Below are 20,618 nucleotides of genomic sequence, written 5' to 3' on the forward strand. Positions count from 1 at the left end.
GGCCGGCGACGACTACGGCTGTAACCGGCAGATGTCGCGGCGGACAAGGCCACGATGGACTGGTATGCCTGATTTTTGGGTACACGAAATACAGCGCATGGCTGCTCATGGGTGCTCCGTGCGTTTGTGGGTGCTCTAAACAGAGCTGCTGGCGGTGTCTGGGCTAGCAGCTGCTGAGCGCGCTATGGGTTGTGTGGGGTGGGCCCAGGCGTGCGGGCTGGAGGGGTCAGGTCGCAGGCGCCTCCGATGCCGAGGTCAGGCACGGCATCGGCGCCGGCCGGCGCCGATGAGCTGAAGCGGACAGCGCGACCAACCAGCCATCCGAGGGATGCCGTCTCTGCCCGTGCGGGAGCGCACCCCTCACCGCGCAGCCGGTCTGATCGAGATCAGCGGTTGCCACGATGGTGTGTCCGGTTTTCCGGTACACGAAATACAGCGCATGGCTGCTCATGGGTGCTCCGTGCGTTTGTGGGTGCTCTAAACAAAGCTGCTGGCGGTGCGTGTGCTAGCAGCTGCTGAGCGCGCTATGGGTTGTGTGGGGTGGGCCCAGGCGTGCGGGCTGGACGGGTCAGGTCACAGGCGCCTCCGATGCCGAGGTCAGGCACGGCATCGGCGCCGGCCGGCGCCGATGAGCTTGATGTGATGACGACCGGGACACAGCATGAAGGCATCGCGGCCGGTGGTTGCAGGCAGTCGCCAGCGGCTCAGCGGACGCTAGTTCTGGCGACGGCGGGGAATACCTGGCAAGAGGCATCGCGCCTGAGCGCGCACCGCGGCAGCGCACTGTTTCATTCAGGAAGGCTCGACCAGGGCGCAGGCTTCCCACGTAGCGCTGGTGCATCCTTGAAGCGCCAGCGTCCGGTGCCCTTCCGCTCCACGACGTGTCCGGTTTACGACGCTCGTGAGTGGAAATGATCATCATGGGTCGCGACACGCCGAACACGCCAATTGCGCGCACGACTTGGCTGACCCGGGGATCCTCGTCTATCTTGGTCTCCGGGACTTCTGGACACCGGCCAGGCACGCAAAAGCCGAAGCCGATACGCGCCGGGCCGGATGTCTGATTTTTGTAGAGAGAGCTCTCGCGCACGGTTTACCAGGCCATTTAGCGCGGGGGCTCTCTGCATTTGTGCTGGTGCGCCGGTAGGGGCGCGGCTTACGTTGGCGTCCGTGTGCCTCCTGTTGCCGGATAGCCCGTGGTTCTAGGCCGCAGTCTGTCGGGGACGGTCGAGGTCGTACAGGTCCAGGAACACTTGCTGCTCGTATCCGGTTCGCCGGTCTGCGTTCGGAAGCGGAGCGTTGACACCGCCGTGCAACAAGTTGGTCACCAGTGAGTGAGCGGCATCGGGCGTCACCGCGGGAGCGTCGCGTGTGGTGTCGTGATCCGCTCCTGGCTCCGCAGGGTGCAAGGCGCTCATCAAGGCCACAAGGTAGGCAGTCATATCTGTGAAGCCGTAGGTGCTGTACGTGGTCTTGATGCGAGGCTTCACACCAAGCGGGGTACGAAGACCGAACACGTGCTTCCCCGTCGATGCTGGCACTCGTGCCGAGGCCAGCAGCATCGAAATCGCCGAACGTATCGATCCAGCGCGCTCTGACTGCTGGCGTTGGTCCGGGTGCAGGGCACTGACGAGGTCGGCCAGGTAGACGCCAGGCTGCTTGTAGCCGTGGCGTTTTCCAGCGGCCTCTATGCGCTCCTTCAGCTCCAGCGGCACCGCAAAGGTTGAAGTGTCCCGCTTCCCCTTGTGAAGCTGCGCCATCGCTAACCCCTCCCATCACTGATGATCGAGACCGTAGCGCACGAACAAACAGTTTGCGAGGAGCCGCGCGGTATGGGTGTGTCGCAACTTGCTGTTCATTGAAATCGACCACGGGGCGCACTGGCATCCCCTTCCTGCTGTGTCCGAGCTGTGCGGGCACCCCCGTCAGCCTTCTGTTGTCGCAGGTGGCCAGCGGTGTAGCTGATGTCGAGCCGCTGAGTGTGTCGATGTCGTGCGAAGCCAGAAGAGGCGCAAGTCCCGAGCGCTGGGTAGTGGCCTGGGCACCGGGAGCATCGACGCGAGCATCTCGAGCGCTTTCGGATTTCAGTCGATGGGGACGAGCCGAGTCGTCCAGGACGCGCCGTCTGACGGTCCTGGCGACAATGCCGCCGCGAGGCCGCAGCCAGCAGACATGCAGCGCGCACGAGTTGGCGTCCGCCGTCTCCGGCGCAGGGTGCGTAGTCGGTTCCGGTCCGGATTCCCAAGCAAAGCCGTGGGCCAAAGATAACGAATCAGCCACAATCAATCTCCCGTCAGAAAATCTGACTCGCTTGCGTAATTAGCCCTGTCTACACTCTCACGCGCAGCCCTGACAATGATCCTGACTATCAGTCAAGTCAGCCGGGGGTGCATCCAGTTTGCTGCCACGTGCCCGTCGAGGCGTCCCCTTTGGGGGCCATCTGGAAGGAAGACCGGTGGAGCAGATCGTCGCTCGTCCGTCACCCGTTCGCGTCGTGCGCTGGCCAACAGCGACGTGCGAGGCAGGGCACGCCCTTCATCGAGTCACCAGTGTTTGCAAAGCCCGCTGGCTCTCTCGAGGTCCGCACGAGCACGCTGCCGGCCGCCCCGCACAGTCTCAACCGGGCGGGTATCGCCTTGATGAGTGGCCGGAATGCGCATTCAAGCCGGCGGCCGCCCGCGGTCGATCTGACAACAGTCAGTCAAGAGCTGTCGCACACCGGCCGGACCATGATGGCTGCCTCACCCTCGGACCGTCGCGGTCAGTGGGGGCGTTGCGATGATGTGGGCGTCCCGGCTTCTGACGCAGCGATCCACCCTGCCGGCGAGACACGGGGATCACGTCAAGGCTCCTCGCCACCGTGCTCGCGCTCTCGGCGGAGGCTGCCGCACACCAGCGATCGTTGTTGTCGTGGCGGGCTTGGCCGCCGCCGAGACCAGTGCACTGCCCGTGCTTCTTGCTGCTCTGCAAGCCGACCCGATCAGCAAGGGCCTCGCATCAGGGGAGCTGGTCGGAGCGAGCGCCGCCTATGTGATGGCTCTGGGAGCCATGCTGGGCAGGGCGGCCTCATTGGAAGCCGCCTTGGGCCACCGACGCACGCTTGCCCTGGGCACGCTTATGTGCGGCGTGGGCGCGCTGGTTGTGGCTGTCGCTCCTGTGTGGTCGCCGCTGCTGGTGGGGCGCTTCCTCCAGGGTGCAGGCACGGCGTTCATGCTGGTTGCAGGCCTGACGCTCATGCAGCGGGAGATGCCTCGGCCGGATCGTCGGCCGGTGGTGTGGTGGCTGTGTGGGGCTGCCTCGGGTGCCCTTGCGTCCCCGCTTGCGGTGGGCGCGCTGCTGGGCGGTCTTGGGTGGCGGCCGGCTGCTCTGTTGACTTCTGTGGTGGCCTTGACTCCGCTCGGGCTGCTCCTCCTGCCTTCCGGCTTCCGGAGTGCGCTTGCGCCGGGTTCCGATGCTCTCGTGGCCCTGCTGCGGGCCGGAGCGGCGGGCGGCGCGGCTGCTGCGTTATGTAGCGCTGGATGGTGGGGGTGGACCTCCCCCCACGCGCTGGTCTTTGCCACGGCAAGTGCGGCCCTGATCGTGCTCAGCATCGTGAAGGGAAGTCGCACTGTACGTACGGCCGGGTGGGGGAGTGGGCGGCGCGTTTGGGCTGAGTGGGGCGGACAGACTGTGTGCCTGCTCGGCGCGCTCTGGCTGATCATGGCCCCCATTCACACTCCGGCGTTCTTCACGTTCTCTGCGTCCTCCGGAGGCTTGCTCTCGAACGGCTGGTGGATCCCGCTGTGGCTGGGAGTCGTGGCAGCGGGCGTCGCGGCCTGCCGGGTGGAGCGGCGGTACGGGCAGACCGTGCTGTTGTACGGCACGGTCGCCACCACAGGCGCGGGCTGTCTGGTGCTCCTGATCGCGCAGGAGGACCTTGCCGGATGGAGTGGCCTGGCTGCCGCCCTGGTGGGGGCCGGGCTGGGGAGTGTGCTGGTGGTGTCGTGGCCGCCCGAAGGAGTGCCGCACGCAGGTCCATCCGCTGCATGCTCATCGACCGGTGTGCTCGCCGCGCGGGTGTTCGGCGCGATGCTCGCCATCGGCGGGGCATCGGTTGTGGCCGAGGCGGCCATGCCGAGCGGCCAGGAGGTGGGCGCCGCAGGTGTGTTGACCGGTTGCCTGGGGCTGGCAGCCGTGGTTGCCGCCGTGGTGCTGACCCGTGCCATGACCATCCTCAGAGGCGGCGGCCGCCCTCATGAGTTGACGGCCCACGTCGTGATCGTGTCGCCCGTCGCGGCCGAGCAGGAGGTTGTCGTGCTACGGCGGCTGCTTGCCGAGGTGCGGGCACAGGTGGCTCGGATGCACGACGACGCCAGCATCGCGCTGGCCCACCATCACGCCCGGCACCAGAACGTTCTCGACGCACCGCCGGAGAGGCCATGAACAGAGCCGATGTCGCCCAGGTCGTCGCCCGCATCTGCGTCCGCGTTGCGCCGCAGGCTCGTCCTCGAGTCCTGCTGGCCGGCGGACAGGTGCGTGTCGTACCGGGGGAGGGCTTGGATGCGCGGCGGCGCTGGGTTGCCGAGCACCGCATGCTCCGTGAATTGCGGCTGGTGGGCTGGCCCGTGGCGCGCAAGCCGGGACACCTGCTGGTGGGGACGTCGTGGAGTCTGGTCGGGCTGGCTCACCGGGTGCAGACCCTGCACGCGGCCTGTCAGGCGATGCAGGAGGTGAGCTGGACGGTCAGCGAGGTGCTGACCGCCATCCGGCGTCATCACCGAGACCACCCGCAGGCCAGTGTGGCCGAGGCCAGCACGGCGGCCGGTGCCGATGTCGGCCGCCGCTTCCACCGTTGGGCGATGCGGCTGTCGGAGCTGCAAGGGCTGGACCGAAGTGCGAACGAGTTGACGGCGCGCCGCCTTTTGCTGCGCTCCCAGGAGCTGGAGCGGCACGTGGTGCACCTGTCCACCGTGCACGGCCGCGTTGTCGACGATGCCGTCGTCTGCGTGCGCGAGTTGGTGCGGCACTGGGAGGTGAGCGCCCCGATCAGCGCTCACCTGCTGCAACGCGCCAGTGAGCGCTTCACCGATCAGGTCGCCGCCTGGCCACTGGCCGATCCGGAGGCGTTGTGATGGCGTGGCTGCTCCTGACCCTGGCGATCGTCATCGAAATCGGTGCCAGCACCGCGCTGAAAGCCGCCTCCCACAGCGGCTCAACTGGCGGGCCGCTGACGCTCACGACGCTTGCCCTGGCTGGGGTGGTCGCCTCCTATCTGCTCATGGCAGCGGCGTTGCGCCTGCACCTGGAGGTTGGCGTCGCCTACGCGATCTGGTCCGGCGTCGGCACCGCGGCGATCGCCCTGATTGGCACGTCGCTCTTCGACGAGTCGACTAGCCCCGCCAAGGTAGTCGCGATCACCTTGATCATCGCCGGGGTGGTCCTGTTGCAGATCGCTCCCCAGACTCGCACCACCACCGCTGCGTCCACACCGACGCCCCCACCCGGGTCAGCAGCGGTGGTGGTGCGACCCCACGTCGTGGGCGGCCTCGTCGTGGCGTTGTCCGATCTCACGACCGTGCTGAGGCTCCCGCATGGCCCCGCCGGCCGGGTAGCGGCCCGCGTGGACAACAGCGCGCCACGCCTGGCGCGCCACCGGCCCGCGCTCGCGCACCACGGCGAGGACGGCGTGCGGCACGGCGAGCACGTCCGCCGCGGCAGACATGCCGCGGTGCCTCCTGAGCCCCACCGATCCAGCCCGGCCGAGACTCCCCGGGCGGCTTCCCTCCCAGGCAGCGCACCCGTTGCGGCCGTCACGGCAGGTGCCCCTCACCCCCCGACCACGACCACGACCACGGCCCCGACCACGACTTCGGCCGTGCCCTTCTCCCTCGTCTTGCGCATGCACGAAGGATCCTCATGAGTCGTCGCTCCCGCCTGCCGATCGCCTACGACGGTGCCTGGCTACCCCGCCTGGCCACCCCGCAGCGCGGTACCTCCCACCGATCCGACACCCGCACGTTCGCGGGTGCGATCTGGCGGCATCCCCGCCAAATCGGCACGATCGCGCCCAGTTCTCGCGCGCTGGCTGACCTGGCCGCCGCCGTGGTCCCGGCCGAGAGCGCACCCACCGTCGTGGAGCTCGGCCCCGGCACCGGTGTCATCACCGACGCGATCGCCGCCCGGTTACCGGCCCGGGGCCGCCAACTAGCCGTGGAGATCAACGGCGATCTGGTGCGGCATCTGACCCGCAGCCGGCCGTGGTTGCAGGTCCTGTCCGGCGATGCCGCCGATCTGACCCGCCTGTTGCAACAGGCAGGCGTTCAGCAGGTCGACGTGGTCGTCAGTGCTCTGCCCTGGACGCTGCTGCCTGCCAGGCGCCAGCAGCACATCATGGACGAGATCTCGGGCGTGCTGGCCGGTGACGGCGTGCTGAGCGCGATCACCACCATGACCGCGTGGCCCACCCGCTCCTGCCGGGCCTTCCGCCACCGACTGCGAGCCGCGTTCGGTCACGTTGAGGTGTGCGGACCGGTCTGGCGGAACCTGCCTCCGGCCGTGGTTCTGGCCTGCCGAAGGCCTGGCCGTGGGTGAGCGCGAGCGCGGGACGCGCCTGTGGCCCTGCACGTTCCGTTCCCGGCGCGTGCACCGGCTGCCCGGCCCGGCTGATCTGATCCGCATCGCCCTGCACGGAGGATGGACCCGCGCCGATCTGTCCGAGCGGCACCTGCTCGCTGTCCAGCGCGCCGATCTGGGCCCGGTCGGTCCTGGCGAGACGGCGCTGACCTGGCTCGGGCATGCCTCATGGCTGCTGCGCACCGCCTCGTCGGCGATTCTCCTTGACCCCGTCCTGTCGGACCGGATTGCGGGGGTGCGGCCCCGGCTCACCCCACCAGGGCTGGAGGTCACCGAACTCCCGCCGATCGACGCCGTGCTGGTGAGCCATGATCATGTCGACCACCTCGATTGGCCGACCGTGACGCGCCTGGACCGGGACATCACGGTGGTCGTGCCGGCCAAGCTCGGGCGCGGGTTTCGCCGCCGGGGCTTTCGCGATGTGCGAGAGCTGGACTGGTGGCAGGACGAGTCACTCGGCCCGCGCGGGGAACTGACCGTCTCCTGCCTGCCCGCCGCCCACTGGTCGGGCCGCACGCCGTGGGGCCTCTACCGCACCTTGTGGGCCAGTTGGCTCATCACGACCTCCAGCCACCGCGTCTACCACGCCGGTGACACCGCCTACGCGCGGCACTTCACCGAGATCGGCGGCCGCTATCCCGGGATCGATGTGGCGCTCATGCCCGTCGGCGGCTATGGCCCGCGCTTCTTCCAGTACTCGGCGCACGTCGACCCGGCGCAAGCGATCCGTGCCTGCGCCGATCTCGGGGCCGCACGGATGGCCCTCATGCACTGGGGGAGCTTCGTGTTGTCCGACGAGCCCGTGCTGGAGCCGCGAACGCTCAGCAGCCACGCCTGGCGCGCGGCCGGCCGACCAGCGGATCACCTGTGGGCGATGGCCATCGGCGAGACCCGCACCCTCACCACCCGCCACCCGCGCAGGCCCACACCCCGGCCCGTCGACCGCGGCGGGCGCGTCCAGCCTCACCCACGGCCAGCCGACGGCGGCGCCGTGCGGAGCGAGCCCGGTCACCAGCAGCAGGAGATGACATCGTGATCGACGGATTCCCGGGCCATTCCACCAGGCTGCGGCTGGGCGGTGCCGCGCACCTGCCGCTCGCCGACCTGGCGAACGAGCTGAGGCAACTGACCGGACGCGACGTCCAGCCCGTGCCAGCCGACACAGCGCCAGCCGACACGGGACCAGCCGACACAGGTCCATACGAGACGGGGCCAGCCGTTGAGGGCGCCACCACCGGCGGCGGCGCCCGGCAGCAGGTCGTCAGCCACCTGCGCGCCCAGGTGCTGGCCGGGGAGATCGACTGCGCGGTGCATCTCTACCCGGAGCTGCCCAGCCTCCCCGATCCGCGACTCGTGGTCGCGGCCACCCCGGCTCGTGAAGACCCCCGCGACGTCCTGATCGCCGACCTGCCCTTCGAGCAGCTCCCGCAGGGCGCCCAGGTGGGCACCGCATCGGCTCGCCGTCTGGCTATGCTCCGCAGATTGCGGGCCGACCTGAGCTACCACCTGATCGACGCCGACGCGCGCACCTGCCTGGACATGCTCGCCGACGGGCACCTGGCCGCCGTCGTGTGCGCCCGGAGCGACCTGACCTACCGTGAGGCGCAGACCGCCCACGTCATCGGGATCGAGCACATGCTGCCTGATCCCGCTCAGGGCGCGCTGGCGTTGGAATGCTTGGCGGAGCGGCACGACGTCATCGACACCGTGGGCATTCTGCACGATCGCCGCACCTGGCACGCCGTCACCGCAGAACGCGCCGTCCTGGCGGCCGTGGACGGCGGGGATCGCCTTGTGGTGGGCGGGTATGCCGCCGACGACGGCCACCTGGTCAGCCTGACCGCCGCAGTGCTGTCGCCGGATGGCCGGCACCTGGCCCGCACCTTCGGCACGTGCACCTCCGCGCACGCGGCCGACCTGGGCGGCCTGCTGGGGGCCGACCTGAACGCGGCAACCGCGTCCTGGCCCGCACGCGCGGCGCACGGCACGGGGGACAGGCCGTGAGCATCCTCCTTACCCCGCTGCGACCGCCCGCCCGAACGACCCCGCACCCCTATCCCGCGGGTGCCCCCAACCGCAGCCGCGGGTGTCACACCCTTCTCACCGTCGCCGGGTCGACACCCGCCATCACCGCTCCCGCACACCTGCCGCGCCGGAATACGCCCCATCATCAGGCCCCGGCCGGGCGAACCGCCCTCGCCGCCAGCACTGCTCGCGCCCTGCCCTTCGGCCTGTTGCCCGGCCGATCCCACCCTGATGCCCACTGCCGCCGCTCACCCCGGGAGTTGTGGTGACCCTCGCCCCTGCGCCCGCCACCAGGACCGCCGCTGCGTCCACGAGCCTGACAAGCCCTGCCCGGCACTCCTCGCCCCAGCGGGCCGGCACCTCAAGCGTGCTGCTCGTGGGCATCTGCTCGATCGTGAACTTCCTGGTGCTGGCCGACATCGTCGCCGCCACGCTGTGCATCAGCGTCATGCCCGACACCTCAGCCCGGGCCGCCCCGGGCGAGGACCTGATGCCGGATGCGCTGGCGCGCAGACTGGGAGTGGACGGCTGGAGCTGGATGGCCACCGCCTTCCTGATCGTCTTCGCGGCCCTGCTCGGCGTCGGCGGGCATCTGGCCGCCCGGCTCGGCCACCGGCTGGTCCTCGGCGCCGGATTGGTGATCTTCGCGACCTCGACGGCGGCGATGATGGCGGCCCCCACCTGGCTGATCCTGCTGGCCGGGCGCGCCGGGCAGGCAGGCGGTGCCGCGCTGATGGTTCCCGCCTCGCTGGGATTGCTCATCGCGTACCTGCCCCAGCACCGGCAGCGGCTGGCCATCGGCTGGTGGAGCGGCGCGGGCGCCGCAGGCACCGTCGTGATGCACGCCGGTGGCGGCGCGCTGGTCGCCGCGCTCGGCTGGCGGGCCCTGTTCCTGCCCGGGCTGATGTTGTCGGCCGCCCTGGTCTGCCTGCTGCCCTCACTGCCGGGCGATCAGCCGGGCACCGGCCGGCTGCCGGATCTGCTGGGCGCGCTGCTGCTGGTCGTCGGCATCGGGGCCCTGGTACTGGTCATCTGTCAAGGCACCACCTGGGGATGGACCTCCCGGCGCATCCTCGCCGCCGCCCTGCTCGGTCTGGCCGCTCTGGCGGCGGTGCTGTGGCGCTCGCGCACTCACCCGCGCCCGGCCGTGCCGCTCGCTCTGTGGCGGCACAGCCGCTGGCGGTGGGGCTGGCTGATGTCGATCCTCTACGGCCTGACCGCCTACCCGATCCTGGCAGTCGCCCCCGCCTACCTGGCCGCCATCGGCTACGACGCCTGGTGGGCCACGCTCCTGCTGTGCCCCATGTCGGCGGCGGTCATGCTAGCCGGTCCGCTGGCCGGGGCGGCCGGTCAGCGGTGGGGATCGGCCGCGGTCGCCTACACCGGCGCGTGCCTCGTCGTCGCCGCGGGCATGACCCTGGCCTGGCTGATGCGCGCCCAGCCGGGCAGCGCGCTGGCGCTGGTCGCGCTAGCGGGACTCGGCCTGGGGCTCGGCGTGCTGTCGACGATCACCGCGGCCGTCGGAAGCCAGACCCGGCCGGCCGGGCAGGCAGCCGTGGCCAGCGCGGCCAGCATGACCGCCCGCCAGGGCGGGGGAGCGCTGGGAGTTGCGGCTGCGGGTGTGCTGCTGCAGCACCCCTTCCTATCCGGCCCGGCGGCAGGACCCCTGTCGGTCCTGGCCGCCTGCCTGGCCGCGGCCGGGCTGTGCGGCCTGCTGGCCGCGGTCCGGCCTCTCGTCCGCGCCGCCACCCGACCCCAAGCCGGCCAGCAGGTCAAGCCCCGCTCCACCCGAGCCCGCCCGCCCGCCACCCCGCCCGCCACCAGGCCCGCCACTCCGCCCATTCCCACAGCCGACCGCCCGCCCGTCGACGGCCCGCCCGTCGACCGCCCGACAGTGGGGCGCCCGCCGAACACGCCACCACCCGTGGCCTCGCCCTTGCCCTACGAGGTCCTCGCGCACCTGCACACAGCGCTCGTCCAAGCCGCTCAGGCCACCGCGACCTGGATGCAGGAGGCGGCACCCGATCACCCCAAGTCCGCTGCCCCCTTGCCAGGGGCGGCCGTCTGGCCGGCGGTCGCCACCGGGGCTGTTGCCCGGAGCTGCTCATGCCACCCCGATTTGGACCCGCTGGAGGCGACCATCCTGCACTCCGCGCCCGCCCTCACCGCGCCCCGCCGCCCCATCCACCAGCGCATCCACCGCACCGCCCCGCCCGGCGCCGCCCCGGCCCGCTGACTCCGCACGCTCAGGAAGGAAACCCCGTGCTGATCACCATCGAGATCACCGCCCCGACCATCGCCGCCCTCACCCCCTCGGCCCTGCCCTGGGCCCATGCCTGTCCGCGAGACGCCACCTCCCACCGATAGGGCACACCGATGCGCATCTGGCTTCAACGACACACCGTGCAAGGGCTCGTGCCCTGGATCGACAAGGTCTACGCCGAACACGTCGGTGCCGTCGCCGGACCCGGCACCATGATCGACATCCATGCGCTGCCGCCGGACACCTACACCGCCCACTCACCCGAACACCTCGTCGGCTGCGGCCAGAACGGGCCCCCATGCAACGACTACTTCGCCGCGTCGGCGGCGGCCGCCGAGCGGCACGGCTACGACGCCTGGATCAGCGCGGCCGGACAAGACCCCGGCCTGGCCGCCGCCACCTGGCGCACCCGCATCCTGGCCGTGGGCTGTGGCCAGACCGCATGGCACCTGGCCCGCACCAGCCACCATCGCCTCGGCGTGCTCGGTCACAGCAACGCGCTGAGCGAGCCGATCATCACCGACATCTACGCGGCGGGCGCGGAAGTGGCCTGCTACCAGGCCATCCCCGAGGGCACCGCGCTCGTGGAGCGCGCGCTCGCCGAGGACTTCGCCCCACTGGTGCACGCCTACGCCGCGGCCGCTGCCCGGGCGGCAGCCGCGGGGGCGCAGTGGCTGATCACCACAGGCGGTATCCCTCACGAGATCCTGGTGCACCTCGGCGTGCGTGAGCTGGCCGGGCTGCCCCTGATCGATCCGCTCGGCCTGGCCGTCGCCACCGCCGAACATCTGCACCGGCTGGGCACCCTCGGCGTCAGCGCCCGCCCCGGGGCCGGGTGTACGAGATCCGCGCCCCACCCTGTCGTCGGGCACGCCGAACCGCCGCCGCTACGACAGCAGGCCCACCCGCCGCTGTCGGAGCCCGCCGCTCGCCCCTGTCAGCACCTCCAGCCCGCCCGTTGGCCAGGCACGCCCGCCGATCTCGCCCTCGCTCCCCTGGAAGGACCACGGTGAACCCGACGGCGACCTCTTCGACGCAGCTGAACGCGCACCCAGCCATCGCGGCACCGCACGGTGTCGACACACCGTTCCTGGTGATCGATCTGCAACAGATCCGGCACAACCATCAGGCCATCCGCGCGGCCTTCCCTGAGGACGCGCTGGTGTACTACGCCGTCAAGGCCAACCCCGCCCCCGAAGTCCTGGCCGCGCTGGTGGCCGTCGGCTGCCGTCTCGACGTCGCCTCGCTCGGCGAGGTTCGCGCGGCGCTGGCGGCAGGCGCCCGCGGCGAGGACCTGTCCTACACCACCACGATCAAGAAGGCCGCCGACATCACAGCGGCCCATGAGGCGGGTGTCACGCTGTTCACGGCCGACAGCGCCAACGAAATCGACAAGCTCTCCCTCGCCGCGCCCGGGGCGTCCGTGTTCGTCCGGCTGAGAGTCGACAACGCCGGCTCGGTCGCTCCGTTCGGCCGCAAGTTCGGATGCGACCCGGAGCAGGCAGCAGACCTGCTGCGGCAGGCGGCCCGCGCCGGGCTGGTCCCGGTCGGGCTCAGCTGCCACGTGGGCTCCCAGCAACTCAACGTCCACGCGTGGGAGCACCCCATCGCGGTCGCCGCCCGGATCTACCGCGAGTTCGGCAGGCCTCTGCCGTTCCTGAATGTGGGCGGTGGCTTGCCCGCGGCCTACACCCAGCCGGTGCCCGCCCTGAGCCGGTACGCCACCGCTATCTGCCGCAGCCTGGAACGGCATTTCGGCGGCAGCACGCCGCAACTCGTCCTGGAGCCGGGCCGGGCCGTCGCCGCCACCGCCGGAGTGATCGAGTGCGAAGTCGTGCAGGTCACCCAGCGCAGGGACGGCAGATGGGTGTACCTGGACATCGGCCGGTACGGGGGCCTGGCCGAAACCGAAGACGAGGCGATCGTCTACCCGATGCACGCGCCAGACGTGGCAGGGCCGCTCGGGCCGGTCATCGTGGCAGGGCCCACCGCCGACGGCGACGACGTGTGCTACCACCGTCACCGCCCCGCGCTGCCGCTCGCCCTGCGCGCCGGCGACCGGGTCCGCATCGGCTGCACCGGCGCCTACACCGCCAGCTACGCCTCGATCTGCTTCAACGGACTGCCGCCCCTCGCCACGCGTGTTGTCGACTCCGCCCTCGCCGAAGGGAACTCCTCGTGAACGCCCCCACACCGACAGCCTTTGAGTTCCGGGCCCATCACGTGCTGGCCGACCTGTACGGCATCGAACCTGCCGTGCTCAATGACGCCGAACACCTCCACCGCCTGCTGGACAAGGCACTGACCGAAGCCAACGCCACCGTGCTGCACATCGAGAGCCACCGCTTCCCCGGGCAGGGGGTGACCGTGACGGCGACGCTGTCGGAGTCGCACGCCGCCCTCCACACCAGCCCCGAGCACGATGCCGTCGAGGGGGGCGCCTGCTTCTTCGACGTGATGACGTGCGGGCAAACCGCCGATCCCCGCAAGGCGCTCCGCATCTTGATGGACGAGCTCCAGCCCACCCAGCAGAGCGTCATCGTGATCGATCGAGGTATGCCCTCGCGCGCGGCCCGTCACTGCAGCACCGCTGAGTCCCCCCATCCCCTGACCGGAAGGCAGAGCGCATGACCCGCTACGTGACCGAGACGCTGTCGCCGGGCCTGACCCGCACGTGGACGATCGACGAACTCGTGTACGAGGAGACGACCCGCTACCAGCACCTTCTCATCGGCCGCACCGCGCAGGGCATGGCCCTGTTCTGCGGCGCCACCGAGGAAGCGATGGAGCGCCAAAGCTGCGAACTGCCCCAGCAGACCTACCACGAGGCGCTCATGCTGCCGCCTCTGGCGCTTGCCCCCGCCTTGGACCGGGTGCTCATCATCGGCAGCAGCGAGGGCGTCGCCTCGCAACTCGCCCTCGACGCGGGCGCCGCCCGCGTCGACCACGTCGACATCGACCTCCAATGCGTCCACGCGTGCGCCCAGCACCTGCCCTACGGTTACACCCCCGCTGACGTCGACGCCGCGCTGGCCGGGCTCGCCGCAGACGGCCGCCTGCGACTGTACGTCGAGGACGGGCACACCTTCGTGCAGGACAAGCGACGAGAGCGAACCCTCTACGACGTCATCGTGATCGACGTGCCGGACGAGGACGGCAGCGATGCCCAGCACAACCGCCTGTACGCGACGCAGTTCCTGGACGCCTGCAAGACGATCCTGGCACCGGGCGGTGTGGTCAGCACCCACGCGGGGGCGCCCGCGCTGTGGCGGCAAGACACCCTCCGGCAGGCGTTGACCCGCTTCCACGACCAGTTCGAAAGCGTGCTGTTCTACGGCGCGTGGGAGCAGGAATGGGCCTTCCTCAGCGGCTCGCCGCACCATGGCGACAGCCCGCTGTCCACGCGTCTCCAGCGCCGCCTGTCCACCCTGCCCAAGCGCCCGAAGACGATGGACGTGGTCAGCACCGCGAGCGCCACCATCCTCCCGTTCCACCTGCGCTCCGCGGTGCTGGGGCTGCCCGCGCTCCCCATCACGCAGGAGCGGTGATGGGGATCGGCATGATCAGGAACGGGCGCGCCAACAGAGCGCTGGCCACTCGGATCGCCGCGGCCGCCCGGGAGGTACAAGCCCGCAAAGCCGCGCAGCCCGCCGAGCCCGACCGCGCAGCCCCGACAGACACCCGCCCGCAGGAGGCGCCATCGCCTCCCGCAGCGCGCTGACCGGCCCCTGACCTCAGTGCCCGCCTGCGGCTGGACGCCGTCCAGGCGGGGCCGCACGCGCGACCCCTCCTCCCCGGGCGCAGGCGGCTGAGGAGAACACCGAAACCGCGCGCCGACGTCGGCGCGCTCGAGCGGCTCCCAGCCGTCCGCCCCCCACCCCCCTTGGAGAAGCCCATGGCCGATGCCGTTGTGCCCGGCGTCAGCGGAAAGATCGCCATCGTGACCGGTGCCGCCGGCGGTATCGGCTCGGCTGTCAGCCGACTGCTGACGGCAGCCGGAGCCACCGTGGTCGCGGTCGACACCGACCGGCCGGCGTTGGAGGAACTGGCCGCGGCCGTGCCCGGCGTCGCACCGCACCTGGCCGACATGAGCGACCCAGCCGCCGCCGCGGACCTGGTCACCGCCGTGGAGCAGGAGGTCGGCCCGATCGGCATCTGCGTGCACGTGGCCGGCCGCCTGCACACCGCAGCCGTGCTCGACCACACCGACCAGCACTGGCGGGAGATGTTCACCGCCAACGCCGACCACGTCTTCTACCTCTCGCGCGCCGTGGCTCGCGCCATGATCCCTCGAGGAAGCGGCGCCATCGTCACGGTCGCCTCCGACGCCGCCCAGGTACCCCGCACCCGGATGGCCGCCTACGCCGCGGCCAAGGCCGCCGCCATCACCTTCACCCGCTGCCTCGGCCTGGAGGTAGCCGCGCACGGCATCCGTTGCAACATCGTCTGCCCCGGTTCCACCGACACGGCCATGCTGCGCGCCGTGCACGACCCCGCCCAGGCCATCGCCGGCACGCCCAGCCAGTACCGCATCGGCATCCCACTCGGACGCCTGGCCCAGCCGGGCGACGTCGCGCAGGCCGTGCTGTTCCTGGCCTCCGACGCAGCCCGCCACACCACCCTGCACACCCTGTTCGTCGACGGCGGCGCCAGCCTCCGCTAATGATCCCGCCACACCGCGCACAGCCCGAACCCGCTGGGCGCCGAAGGAGAAAAGTGTCCCCCTTACTCTTCCCGCCCAAGGCACCCCTGGTGCACGGGTACGTCGCGCCCCCGATCGCGGACTACCGTCCGGGCGATGCGCTGCTGTCCACCCCCGAGCGCACCCTGCTCGCCCGCGGCGGCCCCACCCTCACCGGCGTCCCCCTGACACGCCTGCCAGACCACGCCGCCGCGCAACTCGCCGACACCGGCGCCGCCCTGGCCCTCGGTGCCATCAGCTTCGACGGCACCACCTGCCGGCTGACCCTGCCCGAACACCTCACCGAACATGCCCCACTGCCCGTGCAGCAGTGCTTCCGCTGCGGTCGCGGCCCCACCTGGGACATCAGCCCCACGCCATCGGAAAAGGACTACCTCAAGGCAGTGCACGCCGCGCGCGAACGCATCCTCGCCGGCGACGCCGAAAAGATCGTGCTCGCCCGCACCCTGACCGTCACCAGCCCTCATCCCTTCGGCCAGAGCAACCTGCTGATCCACCTCGGCGGCCGCGGCCGCTACATCTTCGCCCTCCCCACCGGCGCCGACCGCACCCTCCTCGGCGCCAGCCCCGAACTGCTCATCGCGCGCCGTGGCCGCAGCGTCTCCAGCACCCCGCTGGCCGGATCCGCCGCCCGCCACCCCCACCGCGGCGCCGACCGCACCGCCGCAGAGCACCTGCTCACCTCCGTCAAAGACAAAAAGGAGCACCGGCTCGTCGTCGAGGCCGTAGCCGACGCACTCGCACCCCACTGCTCGCGCCTGCACGTCCCCGCCCAACCAGAACTCCTCAGCACCTCCACCATGTGGCACCTGGCCACCCCCATCCACGGCGAACTCGCCCATCCCGACACCACCTCGCTGGAACTGGCCGCCGCCCTGCACCCCACCCCCGCCGTGTGCGGCACCCCCACCGCGACCGCCCGCCAGGCCATCGCCGAACTGGAACACGGCATCGGCGTCGAGCGCGACTACTACGCCGGCCTCGTCGGCTGGCAAGACGCCAGCGGCGACGGCGAATGGGCACTCGCGCTGCGCTGCGCCATCCAACTCGACGAGCGCCGACTGCGCCTGTACGCCGGCTCCGGCATCGTCGCCGACTCCGACCCCGACCGCGAACTGGCCGAAACCACCGCCAAATTCGTGACCATGCTGCGCGCCCTGCACGCCCTCTAAGCCTCTGGCCCGTCCTTCTTCCCTCTGAGGAGATCACCATGTCGCTGCCCGCCATTCCCGCCTATCCCATGCCCGGCTGCCCCACCGACGGCACCGTCGGCTGGAGCCTGGACCGCCACCGCGCCGCCCTGCTCATCCACGACATGCAGGACTACTTCCTGCAGCCGTACCAGCCGGACGCCTCACCACTGGCCGACCTGATGTCCAACCTGGTAGCGCTGCGCGCAGCGTGCGCCGAACACCACATCCCCGACCAGCGCATCCCCGTGATCTACAGCCGCCAGCCGGGCGCCCAGACCCGCGCCGAACGCGGCCTGCTGACCGACTTCTGGGGACTCGGACTCACCATCGCCGAGTCCTCCATCCCGGACGCGCTCGCCCCCCACCTCGACGACCACGTGATCACCAAGAGACGCCCCAGCGCCTTCCACGACACCACGCTCGCTGCCCTGCTGGCCGACCTCGGCCGCGACCAGCTGATCATCGGCGGCGTCTACGCCGACATCGGCATCCAGGCCACCGCCCAGGACGCGATGATGCGCGACATCCAGCCCTTCGTGGTCGCCGACGGCGTGGCCGCCTTCACCCACCAGCAGCACGAAACGGCACTGACCAGCATCGCCCGCTACTGGGGTCGAACCCTGACCACACGACACATCATCACCACCCTCGCCCAGCAGCGCCAGGCCCTGCGCGCCTGACGCCGACGACGCTGGCGGCAGACCGTGACGTCAACACCCGCCCGCCGCCCTCAGGCATCGGCGTGCCCGCAGAGAGACCAGCCGCCCCGCTCGTCCCTCTGACGGCCGTCCTCCCACCTGCAGCAGCCCCGCCCGAGCCTAGAGAAAGAGCCACCCTCCGTGACCATCAGCCTGCCCGCACCCACCCAACCGCACCAGCACACCCACAGCCCGCTCGACACCCGCACCCCGTCCACCGAACCCGCCATCTCCTCCCCAGCCAGCGCCACCCCGCCACCACCCCACCCCGGAGCAGCCGACGGGCAGGCCACCCCGCTCTACCTCGTACAACCACCCCAGCCCGGCACCAGCCGGCGATCGCGGCTGCCGCTGCTGCGTACTATCGACCTTGCCGCGAGCGACGTCACGCCGGGCGGCCTCACCCGCCAATGGAGTCAGACCACCCTGGCGGACACGACCGGATCCAGATCCTCCTGGCAACGGCCGATACAGCGCGGTGTCGACCGGCTTGCCCGCCTCTTGGCGACCCTGGGCCATCCGGCGCCCACCGCGGCCCTGACGGGTGAGGTGCTGTGCGAGCACGACCTGCGCCCCGGCAGCGGCAAGATCACCCCCTACACCGCCCTCACCACCGGCGCAGGCCCCGCCCAGCACGTGTTCGTCGGCGGGACTCCGCCGCCGAACGGCATCGAGGACGTCGGCGAAGTACTCGTGGTGTCGGGCGTGTGCCTCTTCAGCGCTAGTGCCGCTCTCCTCGTTTCACCTGACGGCGCCGTGCCCGTCGCGCACGCGCGACGCCGACAGCGCGTCCCCCGCGTCACACGCCTGAGCATCGATGATCGCCTCACCCTGCAGGAGGAGGAGAGCACGCTGCGCCTGGCCAGCGCACGCACCGCTCTGCTCGCCAGCCTGCCGCGCCAGGTGCCCATACGCCAGATCATCGACGTGCCATGCGCGGCCACGATGCTGCACCTGCTCCAGCAGGCCTACAACGGCGATCTGCCGGTCCGGCTGCTGAAGGAGTGGTGCGACCCGTGGGTGTCCGAGCGTCACACCCGGGTCGCGGGCCTGCTCCAGCAGCGCCTGCAGCAGGCCCTGCCCCCGAAAAGCCGACCCATACCCGCCGACACCCGTCCGCAGATGGCGAACGTCGCCGCCTACATGCTGCGCCAACTCACAGCCGGCCACCTCCCAGCCTGGTCACACATCGTCGACCTGGCGGCCGGCCAATCCCCGCTCTGGCGGCGGCTGATCGACCTCGCCCGGCCCGACAGCCCGAGCGACCTGGCCTACCTGAGCTACGCCGCCACCGCGCTTCAGGCGGCGCAGCACCACCCCGACGCCCCACCCTCGCTGGTGATCATGCTGGACAACCCCATCGAACACAAGATCCTCCGCCACGCCAGCCAGTACGCCCGCCTGCTGAGCCGGGCACCGGATCCGATGACGTTCGGCCGACTGCTCGGGGTGAACCCGCTCCCCAAAATCTGGGTCGCGGACGAATCAGGACAGGTTCATCACAACCTCTACGCTCACGACCCAGGACGTCACGCCCTCGATTCGCAGGGCCACCGCGTCGACCTCGCCGACCTCGCCACAACGCTGTACACGCCTCTGTCAACTCCCTGAGGACAAGCGCCACCCTCACCCGCAACACCGACACCGGCTCGCACTACGTGATCTCGGCCGGGCGCTGAGCAGCGCAGAACGGTCCGCTCCCCCCGCGCAAGCCTCCCGAAACGGAAGGACATCCACGTGTCGTCGCCCACGCCGTCCCCCGCCCAGGTGGAACTGGCTGGACAGCGGCTGCCCCTGGCGAGCCTGCGACGAAACCCCGCCCGGTTTGCTCACCTCTTCGCAGCGGCCAAGGCCCGCGCCGGGCATGCCCTGTGCCTGTGCACTGACCCACCCAAGCGCCTGGTCATCCGCGCCCGACGCGGCCGCTATCACCTGGCCGGCTGGCCCGGTGAAGGCGACGGACATGCCACCAGTTGCGACTTCCACAAGATCACAGCCGACTCCGGGCGAACGGCGTACACCCGCGCAGCCCTTGACGACACCGATGAGGGCACCAGGGTCCGCCTGGCCGTTCCTCTCCGGCTGCGCCCAGGCCGAGCGGAACCGGCGCCTGGGCCAGTGAGCACCACGGCGTCGGGACGCCGCCGGGCCGTCAGCCTCCTGGGACTCTTGCACCTGCTGTGGCAGGCGGCCGAACTGGCCGAGTGGCGAAGACCAGAACAACGCAGAACATGGGTGCAGTGCTACCACGCCCTGCAACGCGAAATCTCCACGTGCGCCGTCAACGACCTACCCCTGAACACGGTCTTGCACGTCGTGCCGCCGTACAGACCCAAGACCGCGACGGCCGCGGCAGAAGCCTTCGCCCGCTTCCGCAGCACGCTTGGCGCATCCACCAAGGGAGCCGTGCGCCGAGGTCTGATCCTGGGCGAGCTCAAAACGGTCCAGACAACCGCGTACGGACACCGCCTCGTCCTGCGTCACCAGCGCGACCCACTGTTCACCGACGAACACCTGATGAACCGGGTCCGGCAGTCCTACCGTGCCGCCTTCTCCCAAGCGCGGCCCGACTCCGCACGCCAGATCGCGCTGGCCGTCATCGAGTGCACCACCCGCGGCTACCTCCGCGTGGTCGACATGGGGGTGATGCTGACCAACCGGCTCTATCTGCCAGGGGACTCCAGTTACGAGGTCCGCATGGCCGATCACCTAGTCGCGGCCGGTCGCGAATTCGTCAAACCGATGAGATTCGACAGCGACGCAGTTCTACCGGACTTCATCCTGGTCGACACAGAACCCCGAGTGTGCGTCGAAGTCTATGGCGTCCGCGGCATGCAAGCCTACGAACAGCGCAAACGCGCCAAACGGGCCTACTATGCCGCCGCGGGGATACCAGTACTCGAGTGGGAGACCACGAATCCTGTCCCGAACCTTTCCCGTCACTGATCCCTGGCGAGGTCACCGGCTTGGCGCTCAAGCCCGTCGCGTACTTCAACCGCTGAGCGACGGCTCTGCGGTGCGCCGCTCGACGGTAAGACGGGGGATGAGCCGGGGCTGAGTATTCGGTGCGAACAGAAGCCGTTCCGGCGAGGCAAGCGGCGGATGCGTGTCGGGCACCGCGCGGC

General features: G+C 70.6%; 18 protein-coding genes. 16 read left to right on the forward strand and 2 right to left on the reverse strand.

Features of this window, described 5'->3' with window-relative positions; all coding sequences use genetic code 11:
* Positions 1-226: 226 nt before the first annotated feature.
* On the reverse strand, positions 227-451 hold the full coding sequence (locus ACZ6S0_RS45245; protein ID WP_465925851.1) for a hypothetical protein: 225 nt from the start codon (positions 449-451) through the stop codon (positions 227-229).
* A gap of 751 nt (positions 452-1,202) precedes the next feature.
* Entirely contained in the window at positions 1,203-1,760 is a 558-nt protein-coding gene (locus ACZ6S0_RS45250; RefSeq protein WP_465925853.1) for a hypothetical protein, read from the reverse strand.
* A 1,150-nt stretch (positions 1,761-2,910) separates the two neighbouring features.
* Between ACZ6S0_RS45250 and ACZ6S0_RS45255 the strand changes: the two genes are divergently transcribed.
* From ACZ6S0_RS45255 to ACZ6S0_RS45330, 16 genes are all read left to right on the forward strand, one after another.
* Positions 2,911-4,422, forward strand: coding sequence for an MFS transporter (locus ACZ6S0_RS45255; RefSeq protein WP_465925855.1), 1,512 nt, complete (start codon positions 2,911-2,913; stop codon positions 4,420-4,422).
* On the forward strand, positions 4,419-5,111 hold the full coding sequence (locus tag ACZ6S0_RS45260) for a hypothetical protein (RefSeq protein ID WP_465925857.1): 693 nt from the start codon (positions 4,419-4,421) through the stop codon (positions 5,109-5,111). Before ACZ6S0_RS45255 ends, ACZ6S0_RS45260 begins: the two co-directional genes overlap by 4 nt.
* A complete protein-coding gene (locus ACZ6S0_RS45265; protein ID WP_465925859.1) occupies positions 5,111-5,899 on the forward strand; it encodes a DMT family transporter in 789 nt (262 codons plus the stop codon). Before ACZ6S0_RS45260 ends, ACZ6S0_RS45265 begins: the two co-directional genes overlap by 1 nt.
* Positions 5,896-6,570, forward strand: coding sequence for a class I SAM-dependent methyltransferase (locus ACZ6S0_RS45270; RefSeq protein ID WP_465925861.1), 675 nt, complete (start codon positions 5,896-5,898; stop codon positions 6,568-6,570). Before ACZ6S0_RS45265 ends, ACZ6S0_RS45270 begins: the two co-directional genes overlap by 4 nt.
* Positions 6,563-7,648, forward strand: a complete 1,086-nt coding sequence (locus ACZ6S0_RS45275; protein ID WP_465925863.1) for an MBL fold metallo-hydrolase — start codon at positions 6,563-6,565, stop codon at positions 7,646-7,648. Before ACZ6S0_RS45270 ends, ACZ6S0_RS45275 begins: the two co-directional genes overlap by 8 nt.
* Positions 7,645-8,616 (forward strand): hydroxymethylbilane synthase, encoded by a 972-nt coding sequence (locus tag ACZ6S0_RS45280; RefSeq protein WP_465925865.1) that lies wholly within the window; start codon positions 7,645-7,647, stop codon positions 8,614-8,616. Before ACZ6S0_RS45275 ends, ACZ6S0_RS45280 begins: the two co-directional genes overlap by 4 nt.
* Positions 8,617-8,902: 286 nt before the next feature.
* On the forward strand, positions 8,903-10,873 hold the full coding sequence (locus tag ACZ6S0_RS45285; RefSeq protein WP_465925867.1) for an MFS transporter: 1,971 nt from the start codon (positions 8,903-8,905) through the stop codon (positions 10,871-10,873).
* Positions 10,874-11,013: 140 nt separating this feature from the next.
* Positions 11,014-11,913, forward strand: coding sequence for an aspartate/glutamate racemase family protein (locus ACZ6S0_RS45290; protein ID WP_465925869.1), 900 nt, complete (start codon positions 11,014-11,016; stop codon positions 11,911-11,913).
* 80 nt (positions 11,914-11,993) lie between these two features.
* The gene (locus tag ACZ6S0_RS45295; RefSeq protein ID WP_465925871.1) at positions 11,994-13,082 is read left to right on the forward strand and encodes a type III PLP-dependent enzyme; all 1,089 of its coding nucleotides are present in this window, start codon (positions 11,994-11,996) and stop codon (positions 13,080-13,082) included.
* Positions 13,079-13,531: an adenosylmethionine decarboxylase gene (gene speD, locus ACZ6S0_RS45300; protein WP_465925873.1), complete on the forward strand. Its 453-nt coding sequence runs from the start codon at positions 13,079-13,081 to the stop codon at positions 13,529-13,531. The genes ACZ6S0_RS45295 and speD overlap by 4 nt, the downstream gene beginning before the upstream one ends.
* Positions 13,528-14,448: a spermine/spermidine synthase domain-containing protein gene (locus ACZ6S0_RS45305; RefSeq protein WP_465925875.1), complete on the forward strand. Its 921-nt coding sequence runs from the start codon at positions 13,528-13,530 to the stop codon at positions 14,446-14,448. The genes speD and ACZ6S0_RS45305 overlap by 4 nt, the downstream gene beginning before the upstream one ends.
* Positions 14,449-14,795: 347 nt before the next feature.
* Complete coding sequence (locus ACZ6S0_RS45310) at positions 14,796-15,563, forward strand: SDR family oxidoreductase (RefSeq protein WP_465925877.1); 768 nt, start codon at positions 14,796-14,798, stop codon at positions 15,561-15,563.
* Between the two features lie 53 nt (positions 15,564-15,616).
* Positions 15,617-16,774, forward strand: a complete 1,158-nt coding sequence (locus ACZ6S0_RS45315; protein WP_465925879.1) for an isochorismate synthase — start codon at positions 15,617-15,619, stop codon at positions 16,772-16,774.
* A 38-nt stretch (positions 16,775-16,812) separates the two neighbouring features.
* Entirely contained in the window at positions 16,813-17,475 is a 663-nt protein-coding gene (locus ACZ6S0_RS45320; RefSeq protein WP_465925881.1) for an isochorismatase family protein, read from the forward strand.
* Between the two features lie 159 nt (positions 17,476-17,634).
* Positions 17,635-19,104 carry a hypothetical protein gene (locus tag ACZ6S0_RS45325; protein WP_465925883.1) on the forward strand — a complete coding sequence of 490 codons (1,470 nt, stop codon included), beginning with the start codon at positions 17,635-17,637 and terminating at the stop codon, positions 19,102-19,104.
* Between the two features lie 126 nt (positions 19,105-19,230).
* Positions 19,231-20,439, forward strand: coding sequence for a DUF1173 family protein (locus ACZ6S0_RS45330; protein ID WP_465925885.1), 1,209 nt, complete (start codon positions 19,231-19,233; stop codon positions 20,437-20,439).
* Positions 20,440-20,618 lie beyond the last annotated feature (179 nt).

The organism is Nonomuraea sp. NPDC051298 (genome assembly GCF_055586305.1).

Excerpts from the sequence above, each read along its gene's own strand:
- ACZ6S0_RS45245 (WP_465925851.1), bottom strand. The coding sequence starts at position 451 with ATGAGCAGCCATGCGCTGTATTTCGTGTACCGGAAAACCGGACACACC.
- ACZ6S0_RS45250 (WP_465925853.1), bottom strand. The coding sequence starts at position 1,760 with ATGGCGCAGCTTCACAAGGGGAAGCGGGACACTTCAACCTTTGCGGTG.
- ACZ6S0_RS45260 (WP_465925857.1), top strand. The coding sequence starts at position 4,419 with ATGAACAGAGCCGATGTCGCCCAGGTCGTCGCCCGCATCTGCGTCCGC.
- ACZ6S0_RS45265 (WP_465925859.1), top strand. The coding sequence starts at position 5,111 with ATGGCGTGGCTGCTCCTGACCCTGGCGATCGTCATCGAAATCGGTGCC.
- ACZ6S0_RS45270 (WP_465925861.1), top strand. The coding sequence starts at position 5,896 with ATGAGTCGTCGCTCCCGCCTGCCGATCGCCTACGACGGTGCCTGGCTA.
- ACZ6S0_RS45290 (WP_465925869.1), top strand. The coding sequence starts at position 11,014 with ATGCGCATCTGGCTTCAACGACACACCGTGCAAGGGCTCGTGCCCTGG.
- ACZ6S0_RS45305 (WP_465925875.1), top strand. The coding sequence starts at position 13,528 with ATGACCCGCTACGTGACCGAGACGCTGTCGCCGGGCCTGACCCGCACG.
- ACZ6S0_RS45310 (WP_465925877.1), top strand. The coding sequence starts at position 14,796 with ATGGCCGATGCCGTTGTGCCCGGCGTCAGCGGAAAGATCGCCATCGTG.
- ACZ6S0_RS45320 (WP_465925881.1), top strand. The coding sequence starts at position 16,813 with ATGTCGCTGCCCGCCATTCCCGCCTATCCCATGCCCGGCTGCCCCACC.